The sequence below is a fragment of the Micromonospora sp. A3M-1-15 genome (assembly GCF_024213425.1).
In the GTDB taxonomy this organism is placed as follows: domain Bacteria; phylum Actinomycetota; class Actinomycetes; order Mycobacteriales; family Micromonosporaceae; genus Micromonospora; species Micromonospora chersina.
Genome location: NZ_JANAVK010000003.1, coordinates 141,695 through 162,877 on the forward strand (window position 1 = coordinate 141,695; position 21,183 = coordinate 162,877).

General features: G+C 74.9%; 22 protein-coding genes. 9 read left to right on the forward strand and 13 right to left on the reverse strand.

What is annotated here, in order from left to right:
• From NLX85_RS33280 to coxB, 9 genes are read right to left on the reverse strand one after another with little or no spacing between them, the layout of a single operon-like run.
• On the reverse strand, nt 1–1,758 hold the full coding sequence (locus NLX85_RS33280; RefSeq protein WP_305885044.1) for a ubiquinol-cytochrome c reductase cytochrome b subunit: 1,758 nt from the start codon (nt 1,756–1,758) through the stop codon (nt 1–3).
• A complete protein-coding gene (locus NLX85_RS33430; RefSeq protein WP_254335780.1) occupies nt 1,755–2,618 on the reverse strand; it encodes a ubiquinol-cytochrome c reductase iron-sulfur subunit in 864 nt (287 codons plus the stop codon). The genes NLX85_RS33280 and NLX85_RS33430 overlap by 4 nt, the downstream gene beginning before the upstream one ends.
• Nucleotides 2,615–3,400, reverse strand: coding sequence for a c-type cytochrome (locus tag NLX85_RS15940; protein WP_254335781.1), 786 nt, complete (start codon nt 3,398–3,400; stop codon nt 2,615–2,617). The genes NLX85_RS33430 and NLX85_RS15940 overlap by 4 nt, the downstream gene beginning before the upstream one ends.
• A 3-nt stretch (nt 3,401–3,403) precedes the next feature.
• A complete protein-coding gene (locus NLX85_RS15945) occupies nt 3,404–3,790 on the reverse strand; it encodes a cytochrome c family protein (RefSeq protein ID WP_254335783.1) in 387 nt (128 codons plus the stop codon).
• Nucleotides 3,787–4,695: a cytochrome c oxidase assembly protein gene (locus NLX85_RS15950; protein ID WP_254335785.1), complete on the reverse strand. Its 909-nt coding sequence runs from the start codon at nt 4,693–4,695 to the stop codon at nt 3,787–3,789. The genes NLX85_RS15945 and NLX85_RS15950 overlap by 4 nt, the downstream gene beginning before the upstream one ends.
• On the reverse strand, nt 4,683–5,084 hold the full coding sequence (locus NLX85_RS15955; protein ID WP_254335786.1) for a hypothetical protein: 402 nt from the start codon (nt 5,082–5,084) through the stop codon (nt 4,683–4,685). Before NLX85_RS15955 ends, NLX85_RS15950 begins: the two co-directional genes overlap by 13 nt.
• The gene (locus tag NLX85_RS15960) at nt 5,084–5,713 is read right to left on the reverse strand and encodes a heme-copper oxidase subunit III (protein ID WP_254335788.1); all 630 of its coding nucleotides are present in this window, start codon (nt 5,711–5,713) and stop codon (nt 5,084–5,086) included. Before NLX85_RS15960 ends, NLX85_RS15955 begins: the two co-directional genes overlap by 1 nt.
• Nucleotides 5,710–7,638: a cytochrome c oxidase subunit I gene (gene ctaD / locus NLX85_RS15965; RefSeq protein ID WP_254335790.1), complete on the reverse strand. Its 1,929-nt coding sequence runs from the start codon at nt 7,636–7,638 to the stop codon at nt 5,710–5,712. Before ctaD ends, NLX85_RS15960 begins: the two co-directional genes overlap by 4 nt.
• 8 nt (nt 7,639–7,646) lie before the next feature.
• Complete coding sequence (gene coxB, locus NLX85_RS15970; RefSeq protein ID WP_254335791.1) at nt 7,647–8,675, reverse strand: cytochrome c oxidase subunit II; 1,029 nt, start codon at nt 8,673–8,675, stop codon at nt 7,647–7,649.
• Nucleotides 8,676–8,830: 155 nt separating this feature from the next.
• Here coxB and ccsA point away from each other — a divergent pair, with 155 nt between their 5' ends.
• From ccsA to NLX85_RS15995, 5 genes are read left to right on the forward strand one after another with little or no spacing between them, the layout of a single operon-like run.
• On the forward strand, nt 8,831–9,574 hold the full coding sequence (gene ccsA / locus NLX85_RS15975; RefSeq protein WP_254335793.1) for a cytochrome c biogenesis protein CcsA: 744 nt from the start codon (nt 8,831–8,833) through the stop codon (nt 9,572–9,574).
• Nucleotides 9,574–9,981, forward strand: coding sequence for a cytochrome c maturation protein CcmE (locus tag NLX85_RS15980; RefSeq protein WP_254335795.1), 408 nt, complete (start codon nt 9,574–9,576; stop codon nt 9,979–9,981). The genes ccsA and NLX85_RS15980 overlap by 1 nt, the downstream gene beginning before the upstream one ends.
• Nucleotides 9,971–11,914: a heme lyase CcmF/NrfE family subunit gene (locus tag NLX85_RS15985; RefSeq protein WP_254335797.1), complete on the forward strand. Its 1,944-nt coding sequence runs from the start codon at nt 9,971–9,973 to the stop codon at nt 11,912–11,914. The genes NLX85_RS15980 and NLX85_RS15985 overlap by 11 nt, the downstream gene beginning before the upstream one ends.
• Nucleotides 11,911–12,462 carry a redoxin domain-containing protein gene (locus NLX85_RS15990; RefSeq protein ID WP_254335799.1) on the forward strand — a complete coding sequence of 184 codons (552 nt, stop codon included), beginning with the start codon at nt 11,911–11,913 and terminating at the stop codon, nt 12,460–12,462. The genes NLX85_RS15985 and NLX85_RS15990 overlap by 4 nt, the downstream gene beginning before the upstream one ends.
• Nucleotides 12,459–13,361: a cytochrome c-type biogenesis protein CcmH gene (locus NLX85_RS15995; RefSeq protein WP_254335800.1), complete on the forward strand. Its 903-nt coding sequence runs from the start codon at nt 12,459–12,461 to the stop codon at nt 13,359–13,361. Before NLX85_RS15990 ends, NLX85_RS15995 begins: the two co-directional genes overlap by 4 nt.
• 43 nt (nt 13,362–13,404) lie before the next feature.
• Here the strand turns inward: NLX85_RS15995 and NLX85_RS16000 are convergent, their stop codons facing one another.
• Nucleotides 13,405–15,063 carry an FAD-binding dehydrogenase gene (locus NLX85_RS16000; protein ID WP_254335801.1) on the reverse strand — a complete coding sequence of 553 codons (1,659 nt, stop codon included), beginning with the start codon at nt 15,061–15,063 and terminating at the stop codon, nt 13,405–13,407.
• 96 nt (nt 15,064–15,159) lie between these two features.
• Here NLX85_RS16000 and NLX85_RS16005 point away from each other — a divergent pair, with 96 nt between their 5' ends.
• Both NLX85_RS16005 and NLX85_RS16010 read left to right on the forward strand, forming a co-directional pair.
• A complete protein-coding gene (locus NLX85_RS16005; RefSeq protein WP_254335802.1) occupies nt 15,160–16,365 on the forward strand; it encodes a CdaR family transcriptional regulator in 1,206 nt (401 codons plus the stop codon).
• A gap of 28 nt (nt 16,366–16,393) precedes the next feature.
• Nucleotides 16,394–16,774: a YccF domain-containing protein gene (locus NLX85_RS16010; protein ID WP_254335803.1), complete on the forward strand. Its 381-nt coding sequence runs from the start codon at nt 16,394–16,396 to the stop codon at nt 16,772–16,774.
• Nucleotides 16,775–16,787: 13 nt separating this feature from the next.
• On the opposite strand, the gene NLX85_RS16015 is transcribed toward NLX85_RS16010, so the two are convergent.
• Both NLX85_RS16015 and NLX85_RS16020 read right to left on the reverse strand, forming a co-directional pair.
• Nucleotides 16,788–17,933 carry an RNA polymerase sigma factor gene (locus NLX85_RS16015; protein ID WP_254335804.1) on the reverse strand — a complete coding sequence of 382 codons (1,146 nt, stop codon included), beginning with the start codon at nt 17,931–17,933 and terminating at the stop codon, nt 16,788–16,790.
• 6 nt (nt 17,934–17,939) lie between these two features.
• Entirely contained in the window at nt 17,940–18,347 is a 408-nt protein-coding gene (locus NLX85_RS16020) for a YciI family protein (protein WP_254337469.1), read from the reverse strand.
• Nucleotides 18,348–18,630: 283 nt separating this feature from the next.
• On the opposite strand from NLX85_RS16020, the gene NLX85_RS16025 reads away from it, so the two are divergent.
• Nucleotides 18,631–19,362 (forward strand): FkbM family methyltransferase, encoded by a 732-nt coding sequence (locus tag NLX85_RS16025; protein ID WP_254337471.1) that lies wholly within the window; start codon nt 18,631–18,633, stop codon nt 19,360–19,362.
• A gap of 29 nt (nt 19,363–19,391) precedes the next feature.
• Here the strand turns inward: NLX85_RS16025 and NLX85_RS16030 are convergent, their stop codons facing one another.
• Nucleotides 19,392–19,895 carry a hypothetical protein gene (locus NLX85_RS16030; protein ID WP_254335805.1) on the reverse strand — a complete coding sequence of 168 codons (504 nt, stop codon included), beginning with the start codon at nt 19,893–19,895 and terminating at the stop codon, nt 19,392–19,394.
• A 240-nt stretch (nt 19,896–20,135) separates the two neighbouring features.
• On the opposite strand from NLX85_RS16030, the gene NLX85_RS16035 reads away from it, so the two are divergent.
• Nucleotides 20,136–21,137 (forward strand): LacI family DNA-binding transcriptional regulator, encoded by a 1,002-nt coding sequence (locus NLX85_RS16035; RefSeq protein ID WP_254335806.1) that lies wholly within the window; start codon nt 20,136–20,138, stop codon nt 21,135–21,137.
• Nucleotides 21,138–21,183: the final 46 nt, after the last annotated feature.

Below are 21,183 nucleotides of genomic sequence, written 5' to 3' on the forward strand. Positions count from 1 at the left end.
TCACCTCGGGCGATCGCGACCCGCGTCCGCCTTCTCCCGCGGGTCGGCTTCGTCGTCGTCCCGCTGCCGACGGCGGTCGCGCCTGCGCTCGACAAGCGCCGCGACGAGCAACGAACCGGCGGCTGCCGCCCGCCCCCACCGACGCAGGGCTGCCCGGACCGGCCCGGGCGGAGATGGTGGGGGCGGCCCCGGCACCACGACCCGGTCCACACCCGGGTACGCCAGCCGGGCGGCCTCGACCGCCGCCTCCTCCGACACCGCGACCCGGTTGGCGGTCAGCACCAGCCGCCGGGCCTCGTCGCGGTAGCGCCACCGCCACACCTCCCCCTCCGGCCACAGCTCGATCCGCTCCCCCGGCCGGTCCGGCGCGGGGATCTCGGGTTCGTCGTCGCGCGGGGCGGGCCGGTGGGAGGGACGGCCGGCACGCCGCAGGTCGGCCCGGGTGAGGTCCCCGAGCGAGGTCGCGTCGCCGCGACGCAGCGCCCGCGCGGTCAGGAACGCGACCGCGCCGGTCAGGATCGGCAGGGCGAGCACCAGGACCCGGAAGAGGTACAGCAGGTCGTAGACCGGCACCCCGAGCAGCCGGGCGAGGACGTCGTCGCCGGCGGCCACCACGAGCACCGCGAAGAAGGTCAGGGCGGCCACGCCGACACCGATCCGCACGGGGTGGTCCCGGGGCCGGTCGAGCAGGTGGTGCTGGCGGCGGTCGCGCGTGCGCAGCCGCTCGGCGAACGGCCAGAGGTAGAGGGCCAGGAAGGCCAACCCGCCGAGCACGACGCCGGGGAAGAACGGCGCCGGCACCAGGTAGCCGCCGATGCGGAACTCCCAGGGCGGGAACAGGCGCAGCGCGCCGTCGCCCCAGGCGACGTACCAGTCCGGCTGCGCCGGCGAGGTGGACTGCGCCGGCTCGAACGGTCCGTAGAGCCACACCGGGTTGATCTGGGCCAGGCCGCCGAGGGCGAACAGCACCGCCAGAACCCAGGCGAAGAGGGCGAGCGAGCGCAGGGTGTAGCTCGGCCACAGCCGTGACCCGACCACGTTGTGCTCCGTCCGGCCCGGTCCCGGGAACTGGGTGTGTTTCTGCCGCACCAGGATGCCGAGGTGCAGGGAGATGAGGGCGACGAGGACGGCCGGCACGAGCAGCACGTGGGTGACGAACATCCGCGGGATCATCGAGTCGGAGGGGAACTCGCCACCCAGGGCCAGGGCGGCCAGCCACGTCCCCACCAGCGGGATCGACTCCACCACCGAGGTGATGATCCGCAGGCCCAGTCCGGAGAGGAGGTCGTCGGGCATGGAGTAGCCGGTGAAGCCGTTGGCCAGGGCGAGGGTCAGCATGGTCACGCCGATCAGCCAGTTGAGTTCGCGCGGCTTCCGGAACGCCCCGGTGAAGAAGATCCGGGCCAGGTGCAGCACGATCGCGGCGAGGAAGACCAGCGAGGCCCAGTGGTGGGTCTGCCGGATCAGCAGACCGGCGCGCACGTCCCAGCTCAGCCGCACCACGGAGGCGTACGCGGCGGAGGTGGTGCTGCCGTCCAGTGGGGCGTACGACCCCTGGTAGACGCGGTCGGCGGAGCTGGCGTCGAAGAAGAAGGTGAGGTAGACGCCGGTGAGGATCAGCGCCACGAACGAGTAGAGCGCGAGTTCGCCGAGCATGAACGCCCAGTGGTCGGGGAAGACCTTCGCCAGCGCCCGGCGGGTGATCGGGGATAGCCGGAGCCGGTCGTCCAGCGCGCGGGCCAGCCGGTTCATGATCATGGTCGGCTCCAGAAGCCGGCGCCGGGCGGCGCGGTGAAGTCGCCGGTGGCCCGGAGGAAGCCGTCCGGGCCGACCTCGATGGGCAGTCCCGGCAGCGGTCGCGCCGCGGGACCGGCGACCGCCCGGGCCCCGGCCAGCAGGTCGAATGACGACTGGTGGCAGGGGCAGAGCACCCGGCCGGTGCCCTTGAGGTAGAGCCGCACCGGGCAGCCGGCGTGGGTGCAGAGCATCGACCAGACGACCAGGCCGCCCACGTGGCCGCCGGCGGGCGGGCGGGAGAAGCGCTCCGGGTCGAGGCGGACCGCGAACGCGGGTGCGTCGCCGGCGTCGGGGTCCCCCTCGGGGAAGACCGCCACCATCGTCTCGGCGGGCACGTCGTCCGGCCGCAGGGGTCGTCCCGTGCCGTCGACCAGCCGTACGCCGGGCCCCCACGGGGTGTCCTTGAGGTCCCGGGGTGGGCGGGCCCGGTCCCAGGGGAGCAGGGAGCGCAACGGGAACAGCGCGGCGACGCCGAGGGCGGTCAGCGCGAACCCGAGTGCCGCGAGCAGGCCGTACCGGCGCGTCGGGCTGTCCGGCGCGGCGAACTCCGCCGCGGTCAGCGCCTGCTCGGCCGGGGGCGGGGTGAAGCCTTCGTGCTCCTCGACGTACCCGCCGACCGGGACCAGCCGCCGGGCCCAGACCGCGAGGCCCACCGCCAGGCCGGCGAAGGCGACCGCCAGGCACACCCCCTCCCACCGGGTGTCGCCGCCCAGCCCGTACGTCACCGCGAAGCCGACCGCCCCGGCGGCGCTCACCAGGAACGCGCCGACGATCCGGCGGCTCGCGGACTCCTCGGCCGGCGACGGGGTCGGGCGTCTCACTCCGCTGCCCTCCGGCCCAGCCAGCGCACGCCGGCCACCAGGAATACGAGCACCACCAGCCAGGCGAGCAGCCCCTCGGCCAGCGGGCCGAGCCGGCCGAGCGGGTTGCCGCCCGGGTCCAGCCGCTCGGTGCGCAGCCGCCGTACGTAGGTGGTCAGGTCGTCGACCTGCTGATCGGTGAGCACCTGGCCGGGAAAGGCCGGCATCAGCCCGGGCCCGACCCGGACCGCCTCGGCGACCTGGGTGGCGGAGGCGTCGTACAGCGGTGGGGCGCTCCAGCCGTTCGTGAGCACGGCCCCCGAACCGGCAGCCCCGTGGCAGGGCGCGCAGTTGGCGGCGAAGAGGTCCCGGCCGGAGACCACGTCGCCGGGGGCGACCCGGGGAATCCGCGGGCCGCCACCGCCGAAGCTGCCGACGTGGTCGACCAGCGCGGAGATGTCGCCGGCGGAGAAGACCGGCTCGCGGCGCCGCGCCTGGGAGACTTCGCGCGACACCGGCATCCGGCCGGTGGACAGCTGGAAGTCCACCGCGGCGGGCCCGACGCCGACCAGGGACGGCCCCTGCTGCGACCCCTGCCCGCGCACGCCGTGACAGCTCGCGCACTGCTCCAGGTAGAGCTGGGTGCCGCGGTCGCCGGCGGGAGTGGTGGCGGCCGGGGCCGGCGTGGCGCGGGGCGCGGGCGCCAGGGCCACCGGGCCCACGGCGAGCGCCAGCACGGACCCGACCACGAGGGCCCGGCGCGGGTACAGGGCGGGCAGCGTCACCGCTCGTGGTCGCCGCATCCGTCAGTCCAACGTGTAGAGGTACGCGGCGATGTCCTGCGCGTCGATCGCGCTGACGCCGAGGTTCGGCATGGCGGTGCCCGGCTCGACGGCCTGCGGGTCGGTGATCCACCGGCGCAGGTTGTCCGCGTTGTTGGGCAGCTCACCGGCGATGTACGACCGGGCGCCGAAGCGGGTCAACGGCGGGCCGACCAGCCCACCGGCCCGGTCGACGCCGGGGACCGTGTGGCAGGAGCCGCACCCGTACTGGGCGATCAGCTCCGCGCCCCGGTCCGGCCGCCCGGCGTGGGACTCGGGCGGCGGTGGTGGCGACGTCGACGCGCAGCCGGTCACGGCGGGGACCGGCAGCGCCGTCAGCACCGTTGCCAGGATCCAGAGTCGACGGCTCATCGCACCATCCCTTCGGTTGCGGCGCCCTTCGCCGGCCGCGCGCCGGTTGGGCGGGCCGTGGCCAGGCGGTCCGGCCGCTCCCGCTCCAGCCGCAGCAGCCAGCCGAGGAAGACCGCCAGCGCCGCGACCAGGATCACCAGGTCCATCGGCGCCCACATCAGCAGTCCGGCGAGCTGCTGGTCGGCGAGCGGGTCGGGGCCGAGGACGCGCAGGGGATAGACCGGCTCGGGGGCGAAGGTGAGGACCGCGCCGAGCGCGGAGGCGGGCAGCATGGTGCCGACCAGCAGCAGCAGCGACACCGGCGCGGGCGTCCGGTGGCGGGCCGGGCCGAGCACCGGCGCCCACAGCAGCCAGGCCGCCGCCACCAGGCTCAGGTGCTCGGCGGCGTGCAGGACCGGGCGGTCGACCGCGGCGACGTACGGGCCGGGCAGGTGCCACAGCCACAGCATCAGGGTCTGAGCCGCCGCGGCCAGCAGGGCGTATTCGGCCGGCCGGCGCAGCCGGCGCACCGGCGGCGCGGCCCGGACGCGGGCCAGCAGCCGGCGCAGCGACCGGGGTGCGGCCATTGTCAGCGGCAGTCCCGCCGCGCCGGCCGCGAGCAGCGGGCCCGCCACCAGCAGGAGCAGCATGTGCTGGGCCATGTGCCCGGCGTAGGAGGATTCGGCCACCCGGTGCACCGGGCCCTGGTCGGCCGCCAGCGCCACCACCAGCCCGGCGCCGAACGCCGTCACCCGCCGGCCCCCCACCACCCGGCCGCGGCCGCGCCGCGCCCACAGTTCCTGCACACCCCGGCCGTAGCCGGCCGCGAGCAGGCAGACCACGGCCACGACCAGCATCGTCAGCAGCCCCTCGGCAACGTCGCCCGAGCCGGACCCGTGGGCCCGGTGGACGGTCAGCCCTGACATGGCGGGAACACCAGCACGGCGACCCCGCCGAGCACGATGATCGTCAGGAACAGGAGGTTCGCCCAGACGCCGACCACGGCGAGCATCCGGGAGCGGTCGACGGCCCGGTCCTCCGCGCCGGCCGACGACGCCCGCGCGGTGCGCCGCCACACCAGCGTGGCCACCAGCAGCGATCCCACGGTGACCACGGCCGGGATCACCACCGCGAGCCACACCGCCAGCCACAGCGGCACGGCGGAGACGCGCTCGCGGCCCGCGGCGCAGGTCAGCTCGTCCAGCGGCCAGGCCACGAGCAGGTGCGCGGCCCAGGCGACGGCCCCGCCGAGGACGCCGTACCAGAGCAGCAGCCCGCCGGCCAGGCGGGTGTGCGGGCCGGGTCCGGTGGTCATCACAGCCGCGGGGAGAGGTAGATGGTGAACAGGATGGCGACCCACACCGTGTCGACGAAGTGCCAGTAGATCGCGGCGTTGCGGACGCGTTCGTGGCGGTGGGACCCGAAGCTGCCACCGCGCAGGGAGGCGGCGAGCAGCCACCCGATCATCGTCAACCCGACCAGCACGTGCAGCCCGTGGAAGCCGGTGATCAGGTAGAACAGCGAGCCGTAGACGTCGGTGGTCATGGTGAAGTGCTTGAGGTCCTCGGCGTACTCGACGGCCAGCAGGGCCAGGAAGGCCAGCCCGAGCACCAGGGTGGCGGCGAGCCCGGCCCGCAGGCGCCCGCGCCGGCCGCGCCGGATGCCGCGCTCGGCCCAGACCACGGGCAGGCTGCTGGGCACCAGCACCGCGGTCATCAGCAGCGGAATGAGCAGCTTCGGCTTGTCGACGCCGCCCGGCGGCCACTGCGGACCGAACTGGAAGCGGAGGTAGAAGTAGCTGCCGAGCAGGCAGGCGAAGAGGGTGGCCTCGGTGGCGACGAACAGCACCATGCCCCACCAGCCGGTCGGCCGGCCGACCGGCTCCTCCGTGGTCAGCGCCGCGACGCCGGTGGCCGCGGCCACGACCCCACCCCGGTCCGTCATGACGCCACCCCGAGTTCCTCGTCGGGACGACGCGGCGGCCAGAGCCAAGCCGCGATCGTCACCGCCACCACCAGCACGGCGACGGCGGCGACCGGGTACGCGGCCAGCAGCATCGCGGTGAAGAAGACCAGCAGCGCGCCGGCGAGGACGAGTGGCTTGAACGACGGCTCGGGCATCGCCACCGCCCGCTCGGTGCGGGCGTCCAGCTCGCTGGTGAACAGGGTGCGCCGGCCTTCGCTGAGGACCCGGTCCGCGGTGGCGCCGGTGGTGGTCGACTCGGCGGTCCGCGCGTCCCAGGTGGGGTGCAGGCTGTGCACCCGGGGAATGACCGGGAAGTTGTACGGCTCGGGCGGTGACGCCGTCGACCATTCCAGGCTGTCGCCCTCCCACGGGTCCGCCGGTGCCGGCCGGCCCCGCCGCAGCGCGTGCACCACGCCGACGAGCACCAGCAGCAGCCCGAGCGCCAGCAGGTACGACCCGACCGTGCTGACCAGGTTCCACCCGTCCCACCCCGGCTCGCTGCGGTAGGTGTAGACGCGCCGGGGCATGCCGAACAGGCCGGTGAGGTGCATGGGGAAGAAGGTGACGTGCATGCCGGCGAAGACCAGCCAGAACGCCCACCGCCCGAGCCCCTCGTGGTACATCCGACCGGTGATCTTGGGGAGCCAGTAGTAGATGCCGGCGAGCATCGGGAAGACCGCCCCGCCGATCAGCACATAGTGGAAGTGCGCCACCACGAAGTAGGAGTCGGTGACCTGCTGGTCGAACGCGGTGACCGCGAACATCGCGCCGGTGAGGCCGCCGAGCACGAAGGTCACGATGAACCCGATCACGAACAGCAGCGGCACCCGCGGCACCAGCCGGCCGAGCAGCATGGTGGCCAGCCAGGCGAAGATCTGGATCCCGGACGGGATGGTGATGACGGTGCTGGCCGCGCTGAAGAAGCTGTACGACAGCTGCGGCAGCCCGGTGGCGAACATGTGGTGCACCCAGACCCCGAACGAGATGATCGCGATCGCCACGATGGAGAGCACGATCAGCGAATAGGCGACCACGCCCCGGCGGGTGAACGCGGGCAGCACCGCGGAGACGATGCCCAGCGCGGGCAACACGATGATGTACACGTCGGGATGCCCGAAGATCCAGAACAGGTGCTGCCAGAGCAGCACGTTCCCGCCGCCGGACGGGTCGAAGAAGTGGGTGCCGAACCGGCGGTCGAAGAAGAGCATCGCGTTGTCCGCGTTCAGCGCCGGCAGGGCGAAGACCACCATGAACGCGGTGGCCACGATCGCCCAGACGAACAGCGGCACCCGGTTGAGCGACATCCCCGGCGCCCGCAGCTTGAGCGCGGTGACGATGAAGTTGATCGCGCCCGAGGTGGTGGAGATGCCGAGGAACAGCAGCCCGAGCGCGTAGACGTCCATGTGCGGACCCGGGTTGTGCTGCACCTGGTTCAGCGGCGCGTATGCGAACCAGCCGTTGTTGGGGGCCGCCCCGAAGGGCAGGCTCGCCCACATGAACAGGCCGGCGAAGAGGAACACCCAGTAGCCGAAGGCGTTCAGCCGGGGAAACGCCATGTCCCGTGATCCGATCATCAACGGCACGAGGAAGTTGCCGAAGCCGAAGAGCATCGGGGTGGCGAACAGGAAGATCATCGCCGTGCCGTGCATGGTGAAGAGCTGGTTGTACTCCTGCGGCGACACCACGCCGGACTCGGGCCGGGCGAGCTGGGTTCGCATCACCAGGGCGCTGAGCCCGGCGAGGACGAAGAAGAACGCGGCGGTGACCAGGTACCGCCGGCCGATCTTCTTGTGGTCCACCGTGGTGAACCAGGCGCGCAGCGAGCGGGGCTCGGCCCAGTGCTCGGCCAGCCGGGCCAGGTCGTCCCGGCCGACGCCGGGCGGTGTGCTGGTGGTGGTGGACATGGTGGCCCCTACTCCAGCGACCGTAGGTAGGCGATGAGGTCGGGCAGCCGGGCGGCGTCGACCGGCTGCGGGGGCATGGCGTTGCCCGGCTTGACGGTCTGCGAGTTGGCGATCCAGCCGCCGAGGTGTCCGGCGTCGTTGGGCACCGCGCCGGCGCCGATGCTCCACCGCGAGCCGACGTTCGACAGGTCGGGCCCCACCTGACCCTGCGCGCCGCCGCCCCGGACCGTGTGGCAGGCGGCGCAGGTGCCCTGGACGAAGGTCTGCTGACCGCGCCGCTCGGCCTCGGTCCGCGGCGCCCGGGCCGGGGCGTCCAGCCGGGCCAGCCAGGCGTCGAAGTCGGCGCGGGGTTCGGCCACCACGAGGAACGCCATGTGGGCGTGCTGGGTGCCGCAGTACTCGGCGCACTGGCCGCGGTAGCTGCCGTCGCGCCGGGCCTCCAGCCAGGTCTCGCGGGTCTCGCCGGCGATCAGGTCCGTCTTCGGCATCAACTGCGGCACCCAGAAGCTGTGCAGCACGTCGTCGGTCCGCAGGCGGACCCGAACCCGCTCCCCCACCGGGATGTGGATCTCGTTGGCGGTGGCGCCGGAGGCGCCCGCGTAGCGCACCTCCCACCACCACTTGTGGCCGGTGACCTCCACGGTGAGCGCGTCCCGGCCGGGGCCGGCGCCGAGGGCGGCGAGGTCCCGCAGACCGACGCCGTAGACCGCCACGAGGATGATGAACGGCAGCCCGGCCCCGGCGATCGTCACGAAGCGCAGCGGTTGGCCGTGACGCACCCGGGCGGCGCCCCGCCGGAACACGAGCGCCCAGGCGAGCAGCGCCATGACCTCGGCGAACACCGCCATGGAGATCCAGAACAACAGCCACCACAGGCCGCTGACCCGCGCCGCTCCGGTCCCCGCCGGATTCAGGGCCGACGGGCTGCCGCCGGAGCAGCCGGCGAGCAGCAGCGGGCCGTACAGCAGCGGCAGCACCGACCGGGGTCGGCGCTGCCGCCACGCCGGGCGCGAGGTGGTCTGCGCTGTCGTCTTCACCGGGAAGGACCTTAGTACCGGTTGGCGTCCTTCATACCTTTTGCGCCGAACGACGGCATACGAGATACCTATCGCCTTATGGTGGGTCTCCAGTCCCCACCTTCTCGGTCAAGCGCCTCAGGGACGCGGACAGGGAGATGATGCAAGCCTCCACCGTGGACCTCCTCACGGACACCGCCGGAGCGGCCGCGGCGCGTCGGACGATGGCCTGGGCGGCCGGCGGGCTCGCCGCCGCGGCGACCGTGGCCGGCGGATGGCTCGCGCCTCCCGACGAGCTCCAGGGCGACGCGCAACGCCTGATGTACCTGCACGTCCCCGCCGCCTGGGTGGCGTACGCCGCGTTCGCGGTCGTGCTCGCCGCCAGCGGGGCGTACCTGATCGGCGGGGACCTGCGCTGGGACCGGTTCGCCCGGGCGGCGGCCGAGCTCGGGGTGGTCCTCACCGCCGCCGCCATCGGCACCGGATCCGTCTGGGGGCACCTGGTCTGGGGCACCTGGTGGGCCTGGGATCCCCGGCTGGTCAGCACCGCGCTGCTGCTGCTCGCCTACGCCGGCTATCTCGCCCTGCGCCGGACGCTGGCCGAGCGTCGGGACGCGCGCGACGGTGGCGATCACCGGGTGGCCCGGCCCGCCGCGGTCGTCGGCGTCGCCGGCTTCCTCCTCGTGCCCGTGGTGCACTTCTCCGTGGTGTGGTGGCGCTCGCTGCACCAGCAGGCGACGGTGCTGGCCCCGCACCGGCCGCCGATCGACCCCCGGATGGCCACCGCGTTGCTCCTCGCCGTGGCCGCCGCGACCCTCGCCGCGTTCTGCCTCCTGCTGCACCGGGTCATGCACCTGGAGCGCGGCCTGGCTCCCGAGCCCTCCCCCGCCGCCGAGCGCACGCCGGCCGGAGTCGGATGATGCGTCGCCGGGCGGGCCGGGTGGCTCTCGTCGTGGTGCTGCTCGCCGCCGGCGGACTGCTGGTCACCAGCGCGCTCCGCGACACCGTGACGTACTACCGGACGCCGGGCGAGCTGCTCGACGATCCGGGCCTCGCGGGCCACCAGGTCCGGCTCGGCGGTGACGTCGTGCCCGGATCGCTGCGCCGCGAGGGCGAGCTCGTCGTGTTCCGCCTCGCCGAGGCGGGCCACGAGATCACCGTCGAGCAGCGCGGCGCGCCCCCGGACACCTTCCGGGAGGGCACCGGGGCGGTCGTCGAGGGCACGCTGTCGTCCGACGGAGTGTTCCGCTCGGACCACGTGGTGGTCCGGCACGGCAACGAGTACCGGCCGTCGTCCTCCCCCGCGGTTCCGGTCGATGCTGGGTGACCTCGGCACCGCCGGCCTCGCCGTCGGTCTCGCCTGCGCGACCCTCACCGCCCTGCTCTGGCTGCGCGTGGCGCTGTTCGGCGCCGACGTCCGCACCGCCCGGCGCGGCACCGCCGCCACCCTGGCCGCCGCCGCCCTGGCCTTCGCCCTGCTGGAGACGGCGCTGCTGCGGCACGACTTCAGCGTCCGGTTCGTGGCCGAGAACGGCGGCCGGCACGTCCCGCTCTACTACACCCTGACCAGTCTCTGGTCGGCCCTGGACGGTTCGCTGCTGCTGTGGTTGCTGATCCTCGGCGGGTACGCCGCGCTGCTGGCCCGGCGCGCGTACCCGGCACGGCTGCACGCGTACGCGATGGTGGTCGTCAGCGTGGTCATGCTGTTCTTCTTCGCCCTGTCCACCTTCGCGGCGAACCCGTTCCGCGCGGTGAGCCCGGTGCCGGCCGACGGCCCCGGACCGAATCCACTGCTCCAGCAGCACCCGGCCATGGGCGTGCACCCGCCGCTGCTCTACGCCGGCTACCTCGGTCTGGTCGTACCGTTCGCGTTCGCGCTGGCGGCGCCGCTGGCGGGACGGGACGGGCCGGGCTGGGTGCGGATGGCGCGCCCGTGGGCACTGGCCGCCTGGGCGGCGCTGACCGGCGGCATCGGGATGGGCGCCTGGTGGTCGTACGCGGTGCTGGGCTGGGGCGGCTACTGGGCGTGGGACCCGGTGGAGAACGCCTCCCTGCTGCCCTGGCTGACCGCCACCGCGTTCCTGCACACCACCCTGGTCCGCGGCCGGGCCGCCTGGCACGGCGCGCTCGCCTGCGCGAGCTTCCTGCTGGTGCTCCTCGGCACCTTCCTCACCCGATCCGGGGCGGTGACCAGCGTGCACGCCTTCACCGACTCGCCGCTGGGCCCGATGCTGCTCGGCTTCGTGCTGCTGGCGGTGGTGGTGTCGGCCGTCCTGACCGGCCGTCGAGCCCCCGAGCCGACCCGCCCCGGTCGCCCCCGGGCGCTGTCCCGAGCGACCCTGGTGCTGGTCCACGGCGTACTCCTCGTGACCATCGCCGCGGTGGTGCTGATCGGCACGATCCTGCCGCTGCTCACCGCCCCGCTGACCGGGACGCGCTCCTCGGTGGGCCCCGCCTACTACCAGCGCACCGCGGTGCCGCTGGCGGTCGTGGTGCTGCTGGTGATGGGCGTGACGCCCGCCCTGCGGGTCCGCGACCGGTCGGCGGCGCTGCGCCGGCTCGTCGTCCCGGCCGCTGCCGGCCTGGGCACCGTGGCCCTCGTCGGCCTGCTCAGCCGGCCCGGCCCGGCCGCGCTCACCGCGTTCGGCGCGGCGGGGTTCGTCCTCACCGGACTGGCCGGGGACCTGGCCCACCGGCTCCGCCGGCCGGGCCCGCACCGGCGGCCCGGCCGGCTCGCCGGTCTGATCGCGCACGCCGGGCTCGCCCTGGTCGCGGTGGGCGTCGCCGGCTCGTCGGCGTACGGCCGGGACGCCGAACGGACGCTGCGGGTCGGCGAGACCCTGCGGGTGAGCGACGTCGCGGTACGACTGGTCGGGGTGGACCGGACCGGCGGCAGCGGAAGCATGGCCGTACAGGCCCGGCTGGCGCTCACCGCGTCCGGCCGCGCCGCGCGGACGATCACGCCGGCGCTGCGCTACCACGCCGCCCGGGACACCGCCGTCACCGTGCCGGCGATCGGCACCGGCCCGCTGCGCGACACGTACGTCACGCTGCTCGCCGTCAGCGAGGACAGCGGCACCGCCACCGTACGGCTCGCGGTGAACCCGCTCGTGGGCCTGATCTGGGTCGGCGGCGCCCTGACCGCCGTCAGCGGGTTGCTCGCGGCTGCCGCCACCGCCCGCCCGCGGACCCGCCCGGCCGCCCGCGCCGACCGGCCGCGGCCCGCCCCGGTGGCCGCCGCACCGGGAGCCGCGACGTGAGGCGGCGCCCCGGATGGCTGCGCGTCGGGCCGGCGACCGTCCTCGCGGTCACCGTCGCCACCGGCGCCCTGATCGCCTTCGGCCTGCGCGCACCCGCCACGCCGAACCCCGACGCTGCCACGGCGGTGACCGGCCGACCCGCCCCGGCGCTGTCCGGCGCCACCCTGGACGGTGGCCGCTTCGCACTGTCCGACGCCCGGGGCCAGGTGGTGCTGGTCAACGTGTTCGCCTCCTGGTGCGGGCCGTGCCGGGACGAGCTGCCGTTGCTGGTGGACGCCGAGCGCAACTGGTCCCCGCGCGGCGTCCGGCTGGTCGGGCTGAACATCCGCGACGGCGCCGACGCGGTCCGGGCGCTGCTCGAAGAGACCGGTGCGACCGGGTTGACCGTGGTGCCCGATCCCGACGGCACGCGGGCGGTCGAGTGGGGCGTGCGGGGCGTGCCGGAGACCTTCGTGGTCGGCCGGGACGGCCGGCTCGTCGACCGGCGGCAGGGGGTCGTCACCCGGCAGTGGCTGGAGCAGCGGATCGCACCGCTGCTGGCCGGATGAGGTGGCGGCGCGCCCTGGTGGCGCTCGTGCTCGCCACGCTCGCCGTAGCGGCCGGCGCGGCGCTGGCCCGGTCGGCGGGCGACCCCGGCCGGCAGGACCCGGTACGCGCGGTGTCCGCCGGGCTGCGCTGCCCGGCCTGTCAGGGCGAGTCGGTGGCGGACTCCCGGTCACCGATCGCGGCGGCGATGCGGCAGGTGGTGGCGGACCAGCTCGCCCAGGGGCGGGACGGGACCCAGATCCGGCGGTGGTTCGTCCAGCGGTACGGCGCCGACGTGCTGACCGATCCACCGGCCCGCGGGGTCCGGCTGCTGCTCTGGGGCGTACCCGTGCTGGCACTGCTGGCCGGCGGCTACGCGGCCCAGCGGACGCTCCGGCCCGGAGCCGCGCGGACCGGTTCCGCCGCACCCTGGACGCCGGACGCCCGGCGCGCACGGCGGGCGTGGCGCGTGGCGTCCGCGGGCGTGGTGGCGCTCGTGGCGTCCGTCGCGATCACCGCCGACCGGCTCGACCCGCCCGCCCGGCCGGCACCGGCCGACCCGGTCGCGGTCGCCCTCCAACTCGCCCACGACCTGGAGACCCAGGACCGCTACGACGCCGCCGCGCAGATGTACCAGGAGGCGCTGCGGGACCGGCCCGACGACGCCGTCCGGCTGCGACTCGCGTTCGCGCTGCTCCGGGCCGGCGACGGCGCCGCCGCGCAACGAACCGCCCGGGACGTCCTTGCCCGCGAGCCGGATTCCCCCGACGGCCTGCTCGTGCTGGGGCTGGCGCAGCGGAACAGCCGGTCCGTCGAGGCGGGAGACACGCTGCGGCATTTCCTCGCCGTCGCACCGGCGCACCCGGCCGCCGCGGAGATCAGGCGGCTGCTCGCGACGGGCCGGGAACCCGCCGGGCCCTGATGCCGAGCCGGCCGGGCCCGCGGGTCCCGGCCGGGCGTGCGGGCTATCCGACCGCGGCCGCGGCGGCCCGGCCGGCGGTGCGGCCGGAGAAGAGACAGCCGCCCAGGAAGGTGCCCTCCAGGGCGTTGTAGCCGTGCATGCCACCGCCGCCGAAGCCGGCGACCTCGCCGGCGGCGTACACCCCGGCGAGGGGCTCGCCGTCGGCGCGCAGCACCCGGCCGGACAGGTCGGTGTGCAGGCCGCCGAGGGTCTTGCGGGTCAGCACGTGCAACTGCACGGCGATCAGCGGGCCGGCCGCCGGGTCCAGCAGCCGGTGCGGGGTGGCGACCCGGATCAGCCGGTCGCCTCGGTAGCGGCGGGCACCGCGGATGGCGTGCAGCTGGGCGTCCTTGCCGAACGGGTGGGCGATCTCCCGGTCCCGGGCCTCGACGACCCGGCGCAACGCCAGGGCGTCGAGCTGCGGCCCGCCGCTCTCGGCGGCCAGCTTGTTCATCCCGTCCACCAGCTCCGACAGGCCGTCCGCCACGACGAAGTCCGCGCCGTGCCGCTTGAACGCCTCCACCGGCCCGGGCGCGCCGGGGCGGACCCGCTGGAGCACCTGCCGCACGCTGCGGTTGGTCAGGTCCGGGTTCTGCTCGGAGCCGGACAGCGCGAACTCCTTCTCCAGGATCTTCTGGGTGAGCACGAACCAGCTGTAGTCGTGGCCGGTGGCCCGCAGGTGGCGCAGCGTGGCGAGGGTGTCGAAGCCGGGGAAGAGCGGGGCGGGCAGCCGCTCGCCGGTCGCGTCGAGCCAGAGCGACGACGGTCCGGGCAGGATCCGGATGCCGTGCCCCGGCCAGACCGGGTCCCAGTTGCGCAGCCCCTCCGTGTAGTGCCACATCCGGTCCGGATTGATCACCTGGCCGCCGGCCGTCTCGGTGACGGCCAGCATGCGCCCGTCGACGTACGCGGGCACCCCGGTGACCATCCGGGCCGGCGGGGTGCCGAGCCGCTCCGGCCAGGCCCGCCGGACGAGGTCGTGGTCGCCGCCGATCCCGCCCGAGGTGACGATCACGGCCTGCGCCTGGTACGCGAAGTCGCCGACCACCGTCCGGGAGGTGGGTCGGCCGCGCGGGGCGTCGTCGGGGGCGAGCACCGCGCCCCGCACGCCGGTGACCACGCCGCCGCTGGTGACCAGCTCGTCGACCCGGTGCCGGAACAGCAGCCGGATCCGGCCCTGCTCGACGGCGGCGCGGACCCGCCGGGCGAACGGCTCGACCACGCCGGGGCCGGTGCCCCAGGTGACGTGGAAGCGCGGCACCGAGTTGCCGTGCCCGTGCGCCGCTCCCCCGCCCCGCTCGGCCCAGCTCACCACCGGGAAGACCCGGTGGCCCATGCCCCGCAGCCAGGACCGCTTCTCGCCGGCGGCGAAGTGCACGTACGCCTCCGCCCACCGGCGCGGCCAGTGGTCCTCGGGACGGTCGAAGGCGGCGCTGCCGGTCCAGTCCTGCCAGGCCAGCTCCACCGAGTCCCGGATGCCCATCCGCCGCTGCTCCGGCGAGTCGACCAGGAACAGCCCGCCGAACGACCACCACGCCTGCCCGCCGAGGTTCTGCTCCGGCTCCTGGTCCAGCAGCAGCACCCGGCGGCCGGCGTCGGCCGCCTCGGCGGCGGCGACCAGCCCGGCCAGGCCCGCCCCGACCACGATCACATCGCTATCCACGGCACCGACCGTACGTAGCCGGATGCCAAAATCCTTGGTCGGGGCGTGCGAGATCCGCCACCTCGTTTGTCACCGCGATGACAAAAGGAGCCGACGATGGCCGACACGCTGCTCGACATCGAGCCCGGCCTGGCCCACCTCGCGCCGGCCGTCGGCGAGCAGCTGCGCGGCCTGCGCGCCCCGCTGCACGGTCGGATCCTGGAGACCGTCCGCGCCGCCATGCGGGCGCAGGGCCGCTCACTCACCGGCGGGCAGGGACGCGGGCTGGCCCTCGGCGTCCGGACCGCCGTGGACGCCTTCGTCGACGCGGTCGCCGAGCCGGCCCGCGACCTGACCGCCACCCGGGCGGTCTTCCACGAGCTGGGCCGCACCGAATACCGCGAGGGGCACCGGGTCGACGCGCTGCGCGCCGTGCTCACCCTCGGCGGCCGGGAGATGTGGGCGTTCCTGGTCGCGCACACCACGGCCGCCGGCCCCGCCCCCACCGACCTGTACGTGGTCGCCGGCGCGCTCTTCGGCTACGTCGACGCCCTCGCCGGCGCCGCCGCCGAGGGATACCTCGACGAGCAGCGCGACGCCGCGCAGGACTGGGCCACCACCCGGCGGCGGCTCATCACCCTGCTCGTCCAGCCGCAACCGCCGGCCGAGGCCGCGCTGCGCGCCGCCGCCGACGCGGCCCGCTGGCCGCTGCCCTGCACGGTCGCCGTGCTCAGCGTCGACGGCGACGACGCCGAACACCTGGGCCGCACCATCGGCGGCGGCGCGATCGCCACGGTCATCGACGACGCGGTACGGATCGTGCTGCCCGACCCGGGCACCCCGGGGCGGCTCGACCGGGCCCGCCAGGCCCTCGCCGGGCGGCGGGCGGCGCTCGGGCCGAACGTGGCACTGGGCGGGGCACGGCTGTCGTACCGGATCTCCGGCCGGGCCCTGGCGCTACGCCGCGAGGGCGTGCTGCCGGGCGACCCGGTGGCCGGGGACGACCACCTGCTCATCCTGCTGCTGCGCTGGGAACCGGGGCTGGCCGACCACCTGGCCGACGCCTGCCTCGCCCCGCTGGCCGGCCTGCGGGCGGCCGCCCGCCGGGCCCTCGCCGAGACGCTGCACGGCTGGCTGCGCCGGCAGGGGCAGGTGGTGGCCGTGGCCGAGGACCTGCACACCCACCCGCAGACCGTGCGCTACCGCATGCGCCAACTCCGGGAGCTGTTCGGGGCGGCCCTCGACGATCCGGACCGGCGGCTGGCGCTCCACCTCGCCCTGCGCCACCGCCTCGGCGGCGGCCAGGCCGGCTGGACGGGGTGACCTTGCGGGCGGCGGCCACCATGGGAGTGTGCTTCGCTTTCTGCTGAACGTGTTGTGGCTCGTCTTCGGCGGTGGTTTCGTCCTGGCCCTGGGCTACGGCGTGGCCGCCCTGATCTGCTTCGCGCTGGTGATCACCATCCCGTTCGGGGTGGCCTCGCTCCGTCTCGCCTCGTACGCGCTCTGGCCGTTCGGCCGCACCGTCGTGCCGAAGCCCGGCGCCGGGGTCGCCTCCGGCCTGGCCAACGTGCTGTGGGTGCTGCTGGCCGGCTGGTGGCTCGCCCTGTCCCACATCCTCGCGGGCGTCGCGCTCTGCGTGACGATCATCGGCATTCCGTTCGGGGTGGCCAACTTCAAGCTCGTCCCCGCCGCGCTCTGGCCGCTCGGCCAGGAGGTCGTCGAAACGCCGTGAGCAGCCCTCGCTGCTAGCCGCGCAGCCGCGCGTTGAGTCGTGCGGCCTGCCGGGTGAGGTGGTCGCGTTCGGCGAGGCTGGGCGCCGACCGGGCAGCTTCGGCGTAGAGCCGTGCCGCGGTCACCAGGTCACCGTCGCGCTCTCTGAGGTAGGCCGCCACGGCGGCGTACCGGGGCAGGCCGGGGTCGAGCCTCGCCAGGGCGGCCAGCCCCGCCCGCGCACCGTCGGCCTCGCCGACCGCGACGGCCCGGTTGAGGCGGGCCACCGGGCTGTCGGTGAGGCGCACCAGCTCGTCGTACCACTCGACGATCTGCACCCAGTCGGTCTCCTCGACCGTCCGGGCGTCGGCGTGCAACGCCGCGATGGCGGCCTGGGCTTGGAACTCGCCCAGGCGGTCGCGGGCCAGGGCCCTCTGGAGCACGTCGACGCCCTCGGCGATCAGGCGGGTGTCCCACCGGCTGCGGTCCTGCTCGGCCAGCGGCACGAGCCGGCCGTCGGGGCCCGTCCGTGCCGCACGCCGGGCATGGTGGAGCAGCATGAGCGCGAGCAGGCCCGCGACCTCCTCGTGGTCGGTCCTGGCCGCCAGTTCGCGGGTGAGCCGGATCGCCTCGGCGGCGAGGTCCACGTCGCCGGAGTAGCCCTCGTTGAAGACCAGGTAGAGCACGCGCAGCACGGTGGCGACGTCACCGGGCTCGTGGAACCGCACCCCCGAGACGGTCCGCTTGGCCCTGCTGATCCGCTGGGCCATGGTCGCCTCCGGCACGAGGTAGGCCTGCGCGATCTGACGGGTGGTCAGGCCGCCCAGCGCCCGCAGCGTCAGCGCGACGGCCGAGGCCGGTGTCAGGGACGGGTGCGCGCACAGGAAGTACAGCTGGAGCGTGTCGTCCACCACCTCGGCCTGGCCGGGCACCGGCTCGGCGTCGACGCGTACCTCGCGGTGCCGCCGGGAGGCCTCGGCGCGGGCCGCGTCGAGGAACTTGCGCCAGGCCACCGCGACCAGCCAGCCCTTCGGGTCCCGCGGCGGGTCGTCCGGCCACCCGCGTACGGCCTCGACCAGGGCGTCCTGGACGGCATCCTCGGCCGCCGCGAAGTCAGCTCCGCGGCGGACGAGGATCCCGATCACGGTGGGGGTGAGGGTCCGCAGCAGGGCCTCGTCCACCGTTCGTCACTCCGTGACGGTCGGGTGCGCCGTCAGGAACGGGCGCACCTCCAGCCACTCGTGGATCGGCTTCCCGCCCGCCCCCGGAGCCGCGGACAACTCGCCGGCCAGCTCGATCGCCCGCTCGTAGGTCTCGACGTCGATCACCATCCAGCCGGCGATCAGGTCCTTGGTCTCCGCGAACGGGCCGTCGGTGACCGGCGGCCGCCCCTCGCCGTCGTAGCGGACGAACGTTCCCTCCGGGGAGAGCGCCTGGCCGTCGACGAACTCGCCGGTGCCCTCCAGCCGGTCGGCGAAGTCCTGCATGTACCGAAGGTGCGCCGACACCTCCTCCGGCGTCCACTTGTCCATCGGCACGTCGTTGACCGCCGCCGGCGCGCCGCGGTAGTGCTTCAGCAGCAGGTACTTGGCCATCATGTTCTCCTCGGTGCGGTACGGCCCGTCGTGGCCGTGTTCACTGCGGGGACGAAGCCGGGTCCGGGTTCTCGACATCCCACCACGAAATTTTCCGAGCGACCTCGGCGGGCGAGGTCGCGCCCCAGTTCCACGCCACTCCCCCTACGGCGTCCTAGGAGGCTGGGTTGAGGGCGCAGGGGCGGCTCACCCGAAAGGGGCTCACGTAGGCGCGGGCGCGGCTACGGTCGGAGTGGTGGGCGGTCATAACGGGGTGATCGAGGCACTCAAGGCGGATCCCACCATGTCGGGCCTGCGCCGCTCGCTGGAGGCGTACTACGGGGACCCCGCCCGTGAGGCGGCGATGGACGCGTTCTACGCCCCGCTGGTGCGCCCGGACGACCTGGTCTTCGACCTGGGCGCGCACGTGGGCGACCGGCTCGGCAGCTTCCGACGGCTGGGCGCCCGGGTGGTGGCCGTCGAGCCCCAGCCGCTCTGCACCCGGGCGCTGCGCGCCCTCTACTCCGGCGACGACCGGGTGACCGTGGTCGAGGCGGCGTGCGGGGCGCGCAGCGCGCCGGTGCGCCTGCACGTGAACTCGGCCAACCCCACGATCTCCACGGCGTCGGCCGGGTTTTTGCGCGCCGCGGACGGAGCCGGCGGCTGGGCACACGAGGTCTGGGACGCCGAGATCGAGGTGGCCGGCACGACGCTCGACACCCTCATCGCTGCGCACGGCGTGCCGGCCTTCGTGAAGATCGACGTGGAGGGCTTCGAGGACGCCGTGCTGGCCGGGCTGAGCCGGCCACTGCCGGCACTGTCGTTCGAGTTCACCACCATCGCCCGGGACCTGGCCGCGCGCTGCCTGGACCGGCTCACCGCGCTGGGCTTCACCGAATTCACCGTCGCGCTCGGCGACGAGATGGCGTTCGCCCTGCCCGGGTGGCGGCCGGCGGGCGCGGTGGCGGCGTACCTGCGAGGGCTGCCGCACGAGGCCAACTCGGGTGACGTCTACGCCCGCACCCGGCCGGCCTGACCACACCAGCAGGATCCCCCGGGCGGACGTCAGCCGGCGGCGAAGGCGGCGATCCGGTCCAGGTCGGCCGGCTGCAGGCCGCACGACGGGCGGGGCGCGATCAGCAGGGCCCGCCCGTCGGCGGTCAGCGCCTCCCGATCCGGGCCGGCGGGCAGCGCCTCGTCGTCGGTCCAGACCAGACGCCGTCCGACGGCGAGCACGGCCCGCGCGGCGGCCAGCTTCAGCGGCCAGCACGCGGACCCGCGCGGCATCGGGTCGGCGTCGAGCGAGCGCGCCAGCGGCGGGAGCCGCCACAGTCGCTCCAGCTGTCCGGCGTCCGGGCACCACGTGGTGCACCAGCGCACCTCCACCACCCCGGCGTCGTGCAGGGCGCGGATCCGGTCCGTCAGCGGCGGCGCCCAGCGCACCTGGTAGCCGACCGCCTCGGAGTCGGCCCACACGAGGCTGCGGCGGGGTGGGCCGCCCCACCCCGGGCGCGCCACGTTGACCACGCCGTCCACGTCGAGCAGCCACACCGGCGGCGGTTCGGTCATCGGGCCACGGTAGGCGCCGCCCGACACCGGCGGCGACCGGGTTTCCACGCATCGACGCTGCTCACAGCGTCTATCGGCCGCGCTGTCCAGAGGCACTTTTTTCAGGTTTCGAACTTAGCCATGTTTCGTTACCTGCCTGTTATTGACGTGACCGTCGCCACTTCGGTTGACTGCGACGGAACCGCTTCCGCAACCGGTTCCGAAACGCCCGCCTCACCCCCTTCGACCCGGGAGCGTCACGTGCCGATCACCATCGCCGACGTCGCCACCCGGGCCGGCGTGAGCAAGACGACGGTCTCCCGGGTGCTCAACGGCAAGGGCGAGGTGCACGTCCGCACCGCCGACCGGGTCCGCGCCGTCATCAACGCCCTCGGCTACGTGCCCAGCGCCCGCGCGGTCGGCCTGGCGCGTGGCCGTACGCGGGTGGTCGGCATGCTGGTGCCCGCCCTGACCTGGCCCTGGATGGGCGAGGTGCTCCAGGGCGCGGCCGACGTGGTCGAGGCCGAGGGCTACGGCATGCTGCTGTTCACCTGCACCCAGGGCGACGAGTCGATGCGGCGGTTCGCCTCCCAGGTCTCCGCGAAGTCCTTCGACGGCCTGCTGGTGGTCGAGCCGGAGGGCACCCTCGACTACATCACCGAGCTGCACGAGCGCGGACTGCCCGTCATCCTCATCGACGACCGCGGCCACCAGCCCGGCTTCCCGTCGGTGCGGACCACCAACGAGGCCGGTGCGCGGGCCGCCGCCGCGCACCTGCTGGCGCACGGCCGGAAGCGCCCGCTGGTCGTCACCGGCCTGCGCCGCTTCGGCTGCACCCGGGAACGGCTCGCCGGTTTCGCGGACGGCTACGCCGACGCGGGCCTGCCCATCGACCCCGCCCTCGTCGTGGAGGGCGACTTCACCTTCGAGTGCGGGCGGGCCGCGGTGGAAGGCCTGCTCGCCGACGGCGTGCCGTTCGACGCCGTCTTCGCCCACAACGACCTCTCCGCCGCCGGGGCGCTCCAGGCGCTGCGGGACGCCGGCCGGCGGGTCCCGGAGGACGTGGCGGTGGTGGGCTTCGACGACCTGCCGCTGGCCGGGCACACCCACCCACCGCTGAGCTCGGTCCGCCAGCCGTTGCGCGAGATGGGAGCGGTCGCCGCCCGTACCCTCATCGCCCACCTCGCCGGCACGCCGCTGCCCCACGCCCCGACCGTCATCCCCACCAGCTTCACCGTCCGTGCCTCGACCGGCATCACCTGACCTCGCCACCGATGTAGCTCCACCCGGACCGGCGGGCGTCCCGTCC

Bases quoted from the DNA above. Each gene is read 5' to 3' on its own strand.
- NLX85_RS33280 (WP_305885044.1), bottom strand. From the start codon at position 1,758: ATGATCATGAACCGGCTGGCCCGCGCGCTGGACGACCGGCTCCGGCTA.
- NLX85_RS15940 (WP_254335781.1), bottom strand. From the start codon at position 3,400: ATGCGGCGACCACGAGCGGTGACGCTGCCCGCCCTGTACCCGCGCCGG.
- NLX85_RS15945 (WP_254335783.1), bottom strand. From the start codon at position 3,790: ATGAGCCGTCGACTCTGGATCCTGGCAACGGTGCTGACGGCGCTGCCG.
- NLX85_RS15950 (WP_254335785.1), bottom strand. From the start codon at position 4,695: ATGTCAGGGCTGACCGTCCACCGGGCCCACGGGTCCGGCTCGGGCGAC.
- NLX85_RS15955 (WP_254335786.1), bottom strand. From the start codon at position 5,084: ATGACCACCGGACCCGGCCCGCACACCCGCCTGGCCGGCGGGCTGCTG.
- NLX85_RS15960 (WP_254335788.1), bottom strand. From the start codon at position 5,713: ATGACGGACCGGGGTGGGGTCGTGGCCGCGGCCACCGGCGTCGCGGCG.
- ctaD (WP_254335790.1), bottom strand. From the start codon at position 7,638: ATGTCCACCACCACCAGCACACCGCCCGGCGTCGGCCGGGACGACCTG.
- NLX85_RS15980 (WP_254335795.1), top strand. From the start codon at position 9,574: ATGCGTCGCCGGGCGGGCCGGGTGGCTCTCGTCGTGGTGCTGCTCGCC.
- NLX85_RS15985 (WP_254335797.1), top strand. From the start codon at position 9,971: ATGCTGGGTGACCTCGGCACCGCCGGCCTCGCCGTCGGTCTCGCCTGC.
- NLX85_RS15995 (WP_254335800.1), top strand. From the start codon at position 12,459: ATGAGGTGGCGGCGCGCCCTGGTGGCGCTCGTGCTCGCCACGCTCGCC.
- NLX85_RS16005 (WP_254335802.1), top strand. From the start codon at position 15,160: ATGGCCGACACGCTGCTCGACATCGAGCCCGGCCTGGCCCACCTCGCG.
- NLX85_RS16020 (WP_254337469.1), bottom strand. From the start codon at position 18,347: ATGGCCAAGTACCTGCTGCTGAAGCACTACCGCGGCGCGCCGGCGGCG.
- NLX85_RS16025 (WP_254337471.1), top strand. From the start codon at position 18,631: ATGTCGGGCCTGCGCCGCTCGCTGGAGGCGTACTACGGGGACCCCGCC.
- NLX85_RS16030 (WP_254335805.1), bottom strand. From the start codon at position 19,895: ATGACCGAACCGCCGCCGGTGTGGCTGCTCGACGTGGACGGCGTGGTC.